Source organism: Haemophilus parainfluenzae (assembly GCF_014931375.1).
Lineage (GTDB): Bacteria > Pseudomonadota > Gammaproteobacteria > Enterobacterales > Pasteurellaceae > Haemophilus_D.
In genome coordinates, this window is the sequence record NZ_CP063117.1 from 1,318,848 (window position 1) to 1,331,296 (window position 12,449).

Sequence of the window (12,449 nt, forward strand, 5' to 3'; positions counted from 1 at the left end):
AGGATACCTAGTTTTTTTATGTAGGAGGTTTGCGAACTACAAGTTAAAAATGAGGCGGTATTGTAGAAGTCAAAGATAAATTTTGCAAGAAAAGGACTAATTTAAGCAGGAAAAAACGAGGAAAGTTGTGATACAATTTTGGTAAGTTAGTTTTAAAAAAGGTAAACACAATGAAAAAATTAATTCTTATTGTTATCGGTGCACTAGTAATTTCAGCTTGCGCAAATAAAGACGTTTATTTTAATGGTTCGGAAGGATCCCATTCAGGCATGAAATTTGATAAAGACACTCGTCATTGGGGCGTTAATCAATAATTGTTTTGATAAAAGAAAAGCCATACAGTTGTATGGCTTTTTTATTTAAATCACTTCTTCTTGGCAATGTGGGCAAGTCATTAAATGTTCTTCATTATTATGCACAATATAATGGCCCATTTTTTTCGCTTTAGTATCAAGATATTTCGTATTGTAACGATTTTCACCCACATTTAATGGCACACGTTCTACAATATTAATGCCCGCTTTTTTCATCGTTTCTACTTTTTGTGGGTTGTTTGTCATCAAGCGAACTTGTTTCACACCTAATAATTCAAACATATCGGCACACACATTAAAGTTACGCTCATCGGCTTTAAAACCTAATGCAAGATTGGCTTCAATCGTATCCATGCCTTGATCTTGTAATGCATAGGCACGAATTTTATTAATTAAACCAATGCCTCGCCCTTCTTCACGATGATAGATCAATACGCCTCGACCCGCTTCACTAATTTGACGTAATGCGGCTGCAAGCTGGAAACCACAATCGCATTTTAAACTGTGTAACGCATCACCCGTTAAGCATTCAGAATGAATACGGGCGAGCACAGGCTCATCTTGGTTTGAAATATCCCCCATTACTAATGCAACGTGCTCTTTTTTTGTATCGGGAAATTCAAATCCGACCATTTTAAATATGCCATATTCGGTAGGCAAATTGGCTTGAGCAACCAATTGGATTTTTGACATAACTTATCCTTTTTTCAATTTTATTCTGTTAAAATATGCACTTTATTTTTATTATCAAGAGGCAACAATGTTTAAAAGGCTGTCATTATATACGTTATTCCTTTGTCTTGTACCATTTTTTGTTTGGGGTTTTGCTTATCATTGGCATGGAAACAACCAATTAATGGAATGGGATTATTGGCTTTATCTTTTAACCGAAACCGGTAGCGTACCTTACGCTTTAATTACCTGTGGTGTGTTTGCTTTACTTTTCCGTTTTCTTTTTGAAAACCGTAAACAGTGGATTATGGGCGTGATTGTAATGGGCCTGTCGGTATTATCTACACAAGTGATTAAAACAGGTTTAAAAACGGTTTTCGCTGAGCCGCGTCCTTTTACTGTCTATTTAGCGGAAAAAACAGAAAGTACGACAGATGCTTTTTATCATCAAGATCGTTCAGAACGTGCGAAATTAGTGGATAAATTTTATTCTACACAAGCGGATACTCCTGTCTGGTTAAAAGAACATTATGAAGATGAAACGGGTTATTCTTTCCCATCTGGACATTCTATTTTTGCAGCCACTTGGCTTATGTTAGCCGTCGGATTCAGCCAATTATTAGGCAATCGTTCTTTTAAAGCAGAATTACTTATTGGTGCTATGACAATTTGGGGCGTATTAATGTTGATTAGTCGTGTGCGCCTTGGAATGCATTATCCTATCGATTTATTTGTGGCGATAATTTCGGCGTGGATTGTTCATTTGATTATTTTTGGTTTCTTACAGAAGAAAGGCTTATTTAACAATAAATAGAATCAAAGACCGGTTTTAGTGATAAAGCCGGTCTTTTTTATTGCTTGTAGAAAATATGATTTTTATCATGGATTTTCATTTTGATTTCAAGGAAAATACAGTCCAGACATTCCAACAATTTTGACCGCTCTTTGAGGAGACAATATGTATTACGGTATTGATATCGGTGGCACAAAGATTGAATTGGCTGCTTTTAATGAAAAATTAGAAAAACTTTATACCGAGCGCGTGCCAACGCCACAAACAGATTATCAAGATTGGTTACAAGCGATCAAAACGCTAGTAGAACGTGCTGATGCCCACTTTGGTGAAAAAGGCACAGTAGGTTTAGGTTTGCCTGGATTTGTTAATTTAACAACTGGGCTTGCTGAAGTGACGAATATTCGTGTTGCAGATAATAAGCCAATTTTAGCCGATCTTGAACGAGTTTTAGATCGTGAAGTGCGGGCAGAAAATGATGCAAATTGTTTTGCTCTCTCTGAAGCCTGTGATGAAGAAAATACCCAATATCCTTCTGTATTAGGGCTTATTTTGGGGACGGGCTTTGGTGGTGGTTTTGTAATTAATGGCAAAATTCACTCAGGACAAGTCGGGATGGCAGGGGAGTTAGGCCATCTTCAATTAAATTATCATGCCTTAAAGTTATTGGGCTGGGATAAAGCGCCAATTTACCAATGTGGTTGTGGCAATCAGGCCTGTTTAGATACGTATATTTCCGGTCGCGGCTTTGAAATGTTGTACCGTGATTTAAAAGGGGAAGAGTTATCAGCCAAAGAGATTATCGATCGCTTTTATGCGAAAGAGGAAAGTGCGGTTGATTTTGTTCGTATTTTTGTTGAATTAGCGGCTATTTCTATCGGCAATATTATCACTGCATTTGATCCGCATATGATAGTGCTCGGTGGTGGTTTATCGAATTTTGATTATCTTTATGAAGCGTTACCAAAAGCATTACCTGCTCATTTAATGCGTAGTGCAAAAGTGCCACCAATCAAAAAAGCAAAACATGGTGATTCCGGGGGGGGTCGTGGAGCAGCCGCGTTATTTTTAAACTGTGAATAGATTTAATCTAAAAATACAGTGAAAATTTGAATAAATTTTATGTTATAGGATAAGAATCCAGTTCTCCTCTAAGAAAACTGGATTTTTTCTTTTGTCTATTTACAATCAGAATGTGGATTTTTTAAGTGAGGTTTTTATGCTGACAGAATTTGGGAACTGGATTGAACAAGGATTGACATGGATTATCGAACATTTTGATGAGCCATTATGGAATATCACCATTGTTATTTTATTAGGTGTAGGTCTATTTTTTACCATTACTACTGGGTTAGTGCAGTTACGTCTTTTCCCTGCAAGTATTCGCGAAATGTGGTTTGGTCGTGCAGCAGAGGGAAATTCTTTAACGCCATTTCAAGCTTTTGCAACTGGGCTTGCTAGTCGAGTTGGCGTAGGTAATATCAGTGGTGTGGCAACAGCCATTGCACTTGGCGGCGAAGGGGCAGTATTCTGGATGTGGGTAACGGCATTTATTGGGATGTCGAGTGCTTTTGCAGAATCGACTTTAGCACAGGTATTCAAAATTCAAGATAAAGATGGCTCTTTCCGTGGTGGCCCAGCCTACTATATTACACAAGGTTTAAAATCTCGTTGGTTAGCAGTAGCGTTTGCGGTATCACTTATTTTTACTTTTGGTTTTGCATTTAATTCAGTACAAGCAAACTCAATTGTGGAAGCAACTAAAAATGCTTGGAATTGGCAAGGTGAATATGTAGGTCTGGTTTTAGTGGTATTAACTGCTGCAATTATTTTCGGTGGCGTAAAACGTATTGCGACCATTTCTAGTAGCGTAGTACCGATGATGGCACTCTTTTATTTAATCATGGCGGTAATTATCTTAGGTATGCATATTGATATGATTCCGACGGTAATAGCCAATATTTATAAAAGTGCTTTTACTTTCCAATCAGCCGCTGGTGGTATGTTTGGTGCTTTAGTCTCCAAAGCCATGATGATGGGGATTAAACGTGGATTATTCTCTAATGAAGCGGGGATGGGCTCTGCACCAAATGCCGCAGCAGCTGCTCATGTAAAACATCCAGTTAGTCAAGGCTTAGTACAAATGCTTGGTGTGTTTGTAGATACCATGATCGTCTGTACTTGTACGGCCGTGATTATCCTGCTTTCTGATAATTATGGCAGTGAAACACTGAAAAGTATTTCCTTAACACAAAACGCATTGCGTTATCATGTTGGAGAATTTGGTGTACACTTCTTGGCTTTTATTTTATTACTTTTCGCTTATTCCTCTATTATTGGTAACTATGCTTACGCAGAAAGTAACATTCGCTTTATTAAAAATAAACCTTGGTTTGTATGGGCATTCCGTTTATCGGTATTATTCTTCGTTTATTTCGGTTCGGTAAAATCAGGTAATGTTGTGTGGAATTTTGCGGATACGGTGATGGCTGTGATGGCAATTATTAACTTAGTCGCGATCGTTTTACTTTCCCCGATTGTGTGGAAGTTAATGAAAGACTATCAACGTCAATTAAAAGAAGGAAAAGAGCCTGAATTTAAAATTGAACTCTATCCTGAAATTAAAAAGCGAGTATTAGAACATCGAATTTGGAAATAAATTTTGATGGAATATGAGAAAGGCGGGATATCCCGCCTTTATTGTTTTAAATTGACTCGAAAATTGACCGCACTTTATCGTTCATTTCGATAAGTCAGGAAGTAATAAGAGAGGGCTGAAATGATTACGCAAGCCGTCATTGTATAGAGCATTGGTGCAGCGGTTTCCATTTTAAAGCTCGCTACCAAGGAACCCATCACCGCACCTACACCAAAACGTACACTTCCCATTAATGAATTTGCTGTACCCGCCATCGTTGGAAATTTTTCTAGAATAGAGGCTGTGGCATTTGAGGAGATTAATGGATTTTGTCCAACAAAAAAGGCTACGCCAATAGCCATTGGCCAAAAACCGAAATCAAAAAGTGCGGTTAAAAATAGCCAGATTCCTGAAATGAATTGTACAGCAATACCAATACGTAACATGGTTTCAGCACCTAATTTCAATACAAATTTCCCATTGAGATAGGAGGCTGTTGTCATGATGGCAATATTGATCATAAAGAAATAACCGAATTCATCGACTGGAATGCCATAAATACCGATATAGACAATAGACCCTGCAGTGACGAAAGCAAATAAACCGCCAAATCCAAAAGAGGCGGCAGCCATGTAACCTAACACTTCTTTTTGTTTTGAAAGCATCATAAAGTTACGAGCAATGATATTTAGGCGTAGTGGAATACGATTTTCTTGTTTATGGGTTTCAGGAATAATGAAAAAGACAAGTAATGCGGCAAGAAATCCCATCGTACCAATCACATAAAAAATCATGTGCCAGTGGAAATACTTCACAATATATCCGCCAATCACAGGTGCAACAAGCGGCGCGATCATAAAGACAAGCGTGATGGTAGACATGACTCGAGAGAGCTGATCCTTGCTAAATAAATCCCGTAATAAAGCTCCAGAAAGTACAACGGGTGCAGCGCCAAAGAAACCTTGAATGAAACGCAGTGCAGTGAAACTGCCTATAGATTGAATACCGGTTAAAATAATAGCGGTGATAGCGCCAATAATGACACCTAGTAGAATAATTGGTTTACGACCAAAACTATCGCCAAAGGGCCCCCAGAATAATTGTCCTGCTGCCATGCCGTAAGCAAAGAATGTCAGTGTATGCTGAACTTGCTCGGAGTTGATATTTAAGTCTTCAGCAATATTTAAAAAGGATGGAATATACATATCCACGCCCAAAGGCGGTAGCATCGAGAGGATGCCGAGCGTGGCAATAAAGATAAAAGTAGGTTTAATATTTTGGCTCATATTATTTCACTAAATTGTCGATTTCTTCCTGAGTGAGTGGACGAAATTCGCCTTCTTCTAAGCTTTCATCTAATTCAACGTTACCTATTCTCCAACGGTGTAGCGCAACGACTTTATTACCAAGTGCAGCAAACATTCGTTTCACCTGATGATAGCGCCCTTCAGAGATAGTCAGATTCACGTTGTAATCATCTAATACTTCTAATTTTGCTGGTTTAGTCGGTTCTTTTTCGCCACGTAACAGAATGCCTTCTTCACAAGCTGAAGCATAATGGTTTTCAACTGGATCAGCTAAAGTGACTAAATAGGTTTTTTCGCATTGATGTTTTGGTGACGTAATACGATGTGACCATTGACCATCATCTGTTAATAGCACGAGTCCTGTGGTATCCACATCTAATCGGCCAGCGCTGTGTAACTTGCCAGAAAGAGGCGGTTCAAAGAATTGATAAATGGTTGGGTAGTCACCATCATCGTGAGAGCAAACGTAGCCTTGTGGCTTATGCAACATAAAATATTGGCCTTCTTCTACCCAAGGCAATAAATCATCTTCAAAATAAATCTCATCTTCTTGGCTAACTTTGGTCGCCCCATTTTTTACAATTTCACCATTAATTTTGACCGCACTTTGGCGAATGGCCTTGGTGGCTTGTGAACGGGTTAAACCTGTATTCTCAGCAATAAATTTATCTAGTCGCATCGTAAACTCTTATTTTTTATTGAACCAGCTGACGTAATCAAACTGATCATAATATTTTTCGCCATTCCAACCGGAAAAAGTAAATAAATCGCCCACTTCGCCTTCGTTTTCAAAGCCTTTAATGTAGAACGCAGATTTTAATTCAGGATATGGCTTGTGGGTAAAGACGACTTTGTTTGGATAAGGCAAGTTATCGAAGGCTTGTAAGTCTTCATATTTTGCACCTTTTCCACCATCTTTATCTGTCATCATAATAAACAAGTTATCGAGGTTTAAACGCTGTGAGCGAGCTTCCCACTTTTCCTGAGCCTCTTGCTCGGAGTGGTAGTGCATAAAGTGCACTTTAAGATCACCTAATAGACCAACTGGGTACGGTTTTTCTGTTTGTATAAATTGAAGCGGTTGTGCTTGATAGAATGTGATGTTCTGTAGATAGCGAACAAAATCGCTAGGGTCTAAATAAAGGTTAACAAACGGAGAATTAAAAGGCTGATTTAGGTCGTGCAAAATAAATGCACCGACACAGTTAGCAGAAATCACTGACATGCCTTGATTGGTTAACCGTTTTTGAAAGGTTTTATTAATCGCTTTCCGTTGTAATTTATTGATGGCACTTCTAAATTTAGAAAACAAACTCATTATTTATATCCTGTATATTTTTTGCGATATAGTAACGTTTTTGCTTCTGAATGTGAAGAAAAGACAAAAGTTCGGTCGATTTCACTCATATTTTGTAATCATTTTGTAAAATTTTTGCGGTATATCACAAATTTCTCTAAAAAAGAGAGTATAATGGCGCAAATTTTATTTAGCCTAAGTGAAAATGGAGTATTTTATATGAGCGAACAATTACGCCAAGCCGCATTAGATTTTCATGAATTCCCAATTCCGGGGAAAATTGCCGTTACCCCAACCAAATCGCTAGAAACCCAACATGATTTAGCCCTTGCTTATTCTCCAGGTGTTGCAGAGCCTTGTCTTGAAATAGAAAAAGATCCTTCTGCTGCAAGCCGTTATACCGCTCGCGCTAACTTAGTTGCCGTGATTTCAAATGGTACAGCGGTATTAGGTTTAGGAAATATTGGTGCGCTTGCATCAAAACCTGTTATGGAAGGGAAAGGTGTATTGTTTAAAAAATTTGCTGGCATCAATGTTTTCGATATTGAAATCAATGAACATGATCCAGATAAATTAATCGATATTATTGCTTCATTAGAACCAACGTTTGGTGGTATTAACCTTGAAGATATCAAAGCACCGGAATGTTTCCACATTGAAAAAGCATTGCGTGAACGCATGGGAATTCCGGTATTCCATGATGACCAACACGGTACAGCTATCATCGTCGGCGCAGCAGTATTAAATGGTTTAGAAATTATTGGTAAAAATATTTCTGATGTATGCTTAGTGGTTAATGGTGCAGGTGCTTCTGCTATTGCTTGTACTAACTTGCTTCGTGCATTAGGTTTCAAAAAAGAAAATATCACCATGTGTGACTCTAAAGGCGTGATTTACAAAGGCCGTGGCGATAACATGGATGAAACCAAACAATTCTACGCGATTGAAGATAATGGTTGGCGCACATTAGCGGATGCTGTTAAGGGAGCTGATGTGTTCTTAGGTTGCTCTAAAGCAGGTGCATTAAAACCTGAAATGGTGAAAACCATGGCAGAAAATCCATTAATCTTGGCATTGGCAAACCCAACACCTGAAATTATGCCAGATGAAGCCAAAGCAGTTCGTCCAGATGCGATTGTTTGTACTGGTCGCTCAGACTTTCCAAATCAAGTAAATAACGTACTTTGTTTCCCATTCTTATTCCGTGGTGCATTAGACGTAGGTGCAACAGCGATTAATGAAGAAATGAAATTAGCGGCTTCTCATGCGATTGCAGGTTTGGCGAAAGAACCGGTGCCGTTAGAAATTATTGCAAGTTATGGTGCGCTATCCTTCGGACCAGATTATGTCATTCCAACTCCGTTTGATCCTCGTTTATTGTTTACTGTCTCTTCTGCAGTAGCGAAAAAAGCGATGGAAACCGGTGTTGCAACGCGTCCAATCACAGATTGGGCCGCTTATGAAAAACAATTAAAAGCGTTAGTTGCAGCGTAATTTTACTTTCTCAAAGTGCGGTCAAAAATGATGATGTTTTTAACCGCACTTTGTGTTTTTTTATCTGTCTATGAAAGGAATGGCACATTAGCGTGCTTTAAATTAATCGAAGGGTAGCGATTCCCTTAGGACTTATGAGTGTCAAAATGAAACAAACACGTTCTCCTTTATATCCGATTTTTCTCTTCGTCATCATTAATCTGATCATTTTCTCCTTATCTCGTCTTGGGCTTGCGATTTGGCAGGCAGACCGTGTCTCTGCGGTAGCTGGCTGGGGGCAATTATTCTTACAGGGCTTGCGCATGGATATCGTGGCTTTGTGCTATTTATTTGGAGTGCCAGCATTATTTACAGTGCTATTTCATCATAGCCGAATTTGGAAAATGATTTTACGCATTTGGCTTACTTTCGGTAGTGTGTTTATTCTATTCATGGAATTGGCTACGCCCGCATTTATCGAAACCTATGATTTCCGTCCAAACCGTCTCTTTATCGAATATTTAATTTATCCGAAAGAAGTCTTTTCAATGTTGATGGAAGGGCATTTAACTGCGGTCATTTTTAGCCTTATTTTCACTGTTACGGCTTTCTTCTGTTATTGGAAACTATCTGGTTATGCGGTCAAAGATTTACGCCCAATGAGCTGGAAATTACGCCCTGTAATAGCATTGCTCGTGATTGCAGTTGCTTTTTTAGGTGCGCGTTCGAGTTTCCAACACCGTGGTGTTAACCCTGCAATGGTTGCCTTTTCTTCCGATGGTTTAGTGAATTCTCTCGTGTTGAACTCTGGCTATTCTGTCCTTTATGCGGCACAGCAATTTAAAGATGAAGGAGCATCTTCTGAAGCCTATGGCAAAATGGATACTGATGAAATGTTGCGTATTGTCAAAGCAAGCCGTGGGCGCCCTGAAAGTGATTATATTTCAGAGAAGATTCCAACCTTAACGAAAAACCAAGCGACTTACCAAGGTAAACCGAAAAATATCGTCATTATTTTGGAAGAAAGTTTTGGGGCGCAATTTATCGGTACATTAGGCGGAAAACCACTTTCACCTGAATTTGATAAATTAGCCAAAGAAGGTTGGTTATTTGAAAATCTTTATGCTACGGGGACGCGTTCTGTTCGTGGTATTGAAGCTACCACAGCGGGCTTCACACCCACTCCAGCACGTGCAGTGGTGAAATTGAATAACAGCCAAAGTGGTTTCTTTACCATTGCAGATTTACTTGCTAAACAAGGTTACAATACTTCCTTTATTTATGGCGGTGAAAAGCACTTTGATAACATGGCAAGTTTCTTCTATGGCAATGGTTTCCAAACCATTATCGATCAAAAAGATTACCAAAATCCTAAATTTACTGCGACTTGGGGTGTGAGTGATGAGGATTTATTTGATAAAGCGAACGAAACTTTTACCCAATTACAGAATGAAGGAAAACCATTCTTTAGCTTAGTGTTTAGTTCGAGCAATCACGATCCTTTTGAATTTCCGGATGGTAAAATTGAGCTTTACGAACAACCAAAAGCAACCCGTAATAACAGTGCAAAATATGCGGATTATGCGATTGGTTATTTCTTCAACTTAGCGAAACAATCTAATTATTGGAAAGATACCGTGTTCTTGGTGATTGCCGACCATGATTCTCGTGCAGCTGGGGCAAGCTTGGTGCCAATTAAGCATTTCCATATTCCTGCGTTAATTTTAGGTGATCATGTTGAGCCACGCCGAGACAGTCGTTTAGTGAGTCAAATTGATATGCCGACAACCTTACTTTCTATTGCGGGGGTAAGTGGTAATTATCCGATGATTGGCTTTGATTTAACGCAAGATGTGAATCCGAATCGTGCCTTTATGCAGTTTGATCAAACCCAAGCTTTAATGAAAGGCAATCATGATGTCGTTATCCAAACACCAAATAGTAAAGCAAAAGGCTATGTTTATGATAAGGAAAAAGACACATTAACCGAAAAAGACGTGCCGGAAGAAATGAAAAAAGAAGCGTTGGCACATGCCTTACTTGGCAGCTATTTGTATAAAAACCGTTTATATAAAGGCAGTGAAGAGAAGTAAAGTGCGGTCAGTTTTAGGCTAATTTTAAAGGGCGAATGATTTCGCCCTTTTTCTTTATATGATTTGTTCTTAGTGATTTTCAGCAATCACACGAGGGAATAAAATATTATTTTCACGATGAATATGCATCATTAAATCATCTGCAAATTCTTGGATACCGCTATAAAGCGCACGCCATGTGTTACAAGCATCTGCTGGAGGCGTCATATTGTTTGTTAATGATTTCAATACGTCTAAATGTTCGCCATGTTCTGCGTGTTCCATTTCCATCATACGAATCGGCATTTGTGCCATCATATAATTTCCCGCTTTGATCATAGGGAAAAGCACGTGCTCTTCTTTCATCATATGGTTGCTCAAATCTTCATAGACATTGCGCAATTCAGCTGCAACACCCATTGGACAATCTTCACGATCGCCATGAACACTTTCTACGCGATCCGCTAATACGATTAATTCTTGAAGTTGTTCACGATGGCGTTGATGGTAGCGAACTAAGATATGATCGATAATTTCAGGATAAGTTGCATTAACCCAATATTCTTCTGGGTTTTCTGCTTTACTGTTTTGAAGCTCCGTTAAACGCGTTTCGATTTCAGCTAAATTTAACCCTTTTTCTGCGGCAGCGTTGGAAAGTGTATCTGACCCACCACAGCAGAAATCCAAATCGTATTCACGAAGTAGGGAAGTTGAGCCGGGTACGCTGACAGCGATTTCACTTAATTTTTTATCTCCAAAAGACATAATGAATCTCCTTATTGATGAGGTAGAGTTAGAAGTTGAGCAAAATACTAAGATAACAAGAGAAAAATGCAAAGGTTTTTTTTAACAAAGTATGATTTAAATCAAAGAGAAAATTTAAACTTACCATGTTGTAGGTAGATGTTGATGAGTATTTAGGTGGAAGTTGCATTGCTTTGATGAGATGTTATTATTCGTGCGTAGAGGATAGATGAGAAGGGGAGAGGATGAAGCAAATTAACCGATTTTTAAAGATTGGCTTAGTATTAGCCATTTTAGGTGCTGGGTATTTTTTTACGAGTTTAACAATTTTTGACCGTACATTAATTCAATTAAATACGTCACAAAAACTAAGTTATATTCCTTTTGAAAACAAGTTAAATATGCAATGTGACAAGGCTGATAATTTAGTGCCTAAATTAGCCTTCTCTCGTTTTCATTTGATAACTTGGAATGTGCATAAGGGACAAGATACAGGATGGCAAGAGGATTTAGAACGATTCTCTAAACGGGCTGATTTTGTGTTATTACAAGAGGCGACGCAGCATCAAAATTTAAACACATTTTCGACCGCACTGTTTGTATCTTCTTTTTCTTTTAAAGATCTCTTATCGGGTGTCAAGACATTCACCAAAACGCAACCAGAATGGTATTGCGGTGGTGGTGTTGCAGAACCATTAATACAAATCCCTAAAGTAGCAAGTGTGATGAGTTTTCCATTAGAAAAAGGCGATAGCTTGCTGCTTATTAATGTACATTTAATTAATTTTGAATGGGGGATTTCTGCTTATCAAACTCAGTTAGAACAACTATTTTCCTTTATTGAAAATCATCAAGGTCCCATCATTATGGCGGGCGATTTTAATGCATGGAATGAAACTCGCCTTAATTTAGTCAATAATCTGATGCAAAAATATGGATTAGATTCTGTGACGCTTTCTCAAGATGAACGAGTACGATTCTTAGGTTATCCACTGGATTATATTTTCAAGAGAGGCGTAAAAGTGGCTAGAGCAACATCAGAAGTGGTTACTTCTTCAGATCATAATCCATTACTGATGGAGTTCGAATTAGAATAAGTGCGGTCAGATTTTTGGAAAAATTTAGGGCTAACGTAATGT

Annotated in this window: 12 protein-coding genes and 1 riboswitch; of the genes, 7 read left to right on the forward strand and 5 right to left on the reverse strand. The window is 38.4% G+C overall.

The genetic code is table 11. The annotated features are described in order from the left end of the window. Nucleotide 1: 1 nt before the first annotated feature. Nucleotides 2–46: riboswitch (PreQ1 riboswitch) on the reverse strand. 124 nt (nucleotides 47–170) lie between these two features. Beyond that, on the forward strand, nucleotides 171–314 hold the full coding sequence (locus INP95_RS06455; protein WP_014065561.1) for a hypothetical protein: 144 nt from the start codon (nucleotides 171–173) through the stop codon (nucleotides 312–314). Nucleotides 315–359: 45 nt separating this feature from the next. On the opposite strand, the gene ribA is transcribed toward INP95_RS06455, so the two are convergent. Beyond that, entirely contained in the window at nucleotides 360–1,007 is a 648-nt protein-coding gene (ribA, locus tag INP95_RS06460) for a GTP cyclohydrolase II (RefSeq protein WP_178162217.1), read from the reverse strand. Between the two features lie 67 nt (nucleotides 1,008–1,074). Here ribA and INP95_RS06465 point away from each other — a divergent pair, with 67 nt between their 5' ends. The 3 genes from INP95_RS06465 to INP95_RS06475 all read left to right on the forward strand — a co-directional run bounded on the left by INP95_RS06465 (nucleotide 1,075) and on the right by INP95_RS06475 (nucleotide 4,438). After that, on the forward strand, nucleotides 1,075–1,800 hold the full coding sequence (locus INP95_RS06465; RefSeq protein WP_197560361.1) for a phosphatase PAP2 family protein: 726 nt from the start codon (nucleotides 1,075–1,077) through the stop codon (nucleotides 1,798–1,800). A gap of 144 nt (nucleotides 1,801–1,944) precedes the next feature. Then, complete coding sequence (gene nagK, locus INP95_RS06470) at nucleotides 1,945–2,862, forward strand: N-acetylglucosamine kinase (protein ID WP_197560362.1); 918 nt, start codon at nucleotides 1,945–1,947, stop codon at nucleotides 2,860–2,862. 136 nt (nucleotides 2,863–2,998) lie between these two features. After that, on the forward strand, nucleotides 2,999–4,438 hold the full coding sequence (locus INP95_RS06475; RefSeq protein WP_197560363.1) for an alanine/glycine:cation symporter family protein: 1,440 nt from the start codon (nucleotides 2,999–3,001) through the stop codon (nucleotides 4,436–4,438). 74 nt (nucleotides 4,439–4,512) lie between these two features. On the opposite strand, the gene INP95_RS06480 is transcribed toward INP95_RS06475, so the two are convergent. Genes INP95_RS06480 through INP95_RS06490 form a run of 3 tightly spaced genes read right to left on the reverse strand, consistent with a single transcriptional unit; the run spans nucleotide 4,513 to nucleotide 7,042 of the window. Continuing rightward, on the reverse strand, nucleotides 4,513–5,703 hold the full coding sequence (locus tag INP95_RS06480) for a Bcr/CflA family multidrug efflux MFS transporter (RefSeq protein ID WP_197560364.1): 1,191 nt from the start codon (nucleotides 5,701–5,703) through the stop codon (nucleotides 4,513–4,515). 1 nt (nucleotide 5,704) lies between these two features. After that, a complete protein-coding gene (rsuA, locus tag INP95_RS06485; RefSeq protein ID WP_070775278.1) occupies nucleotides 5,705–6,403 on the reverse strand; it encodes a 16S rRNA pseudouridine(516) synthase RsuA in 699 nt (232 codons plus the stop codon). A gap of 9 nt (nucleotides 6,404–6,412) precedes the next feature. Then, nucleotides 6,413–7,042, reverse strand: coding sequence for a DUF1919 domain-containing protein (locus INP95_RS06490; protein WP_070775279.1), 630 nt, complete (start codon nucleotides 7,040–7,042; stop codon nucleotides 6,413–6,415). Nucleotides 7,043–7,240: 198 nt separating this feature from the next. On the opposite strand from INP95_RS06490, the gene INP95_RS06495 reads away from it, so the two are divergent. Both INP95_RS06495 and INP95_RS06500 read left to right on the forward strand, forming a co-directional pair. Continuing rightward, entirely contained in the window at nucleotides 7,241–8,515 is a 1,275-nt protein-coding gene (locus tag INP95_RS06495) for a malic enzyme-like NAD(P)-binding protein (protein WP_070775341.1), read from the forward strand. A 146-nt stretch (nucleotides 8,516–8,661) separates the two neighbouring features. Beyond that, nucleotides 8,662–10,587: an LTA synthase family protein gene (locus tag INP95_RS06500; protein ID WP_197560365.1), complete on the forward strand. Its 1,926-nt coding sequence runs from the start codon at nucleotides 8,662–8,664 to the stop codon at nucleotides 10,585–10,587. 69 nt (nucleotides 10,588–10,656) lie between these two features. Here INP95_RS06500 and ytfE read toward each other — a convergent pair whose 3' ends face one another. Continuing rightward, nucleotides 10,657–11,331, reverse strand: coding sequence for an iron-sulfur cluster repair protein YtfE (ytfE, locus tag INP95_RS06505; RefSeq protein ID WP_197560366.1), 675 nt, complete (start codon nucleotides 11,329–11,331; stop codon nucleotides 10,657–10,659). A 224-nt stretch (nucleotides 11,332–11,555) separates the two neighbouring features. Between ytfE and INP95_RS06510 the strand changes: the two genes are divergently transcribed. Then, nucleotides 11,556–12,407 (forward strand): endonuclease/exonuclease/phosphatase family protein, encoded by an 852-nt coding sequence (locus tag INP95_RS06510; protein WP_197560367.1) that lies wholly within the window; start codon nucleotides 11,556–11,558, stop codon nucleotides 12,405–12,407. Nucleotides 12,408–12,449 lie beyond the last annotated feature (42 nt).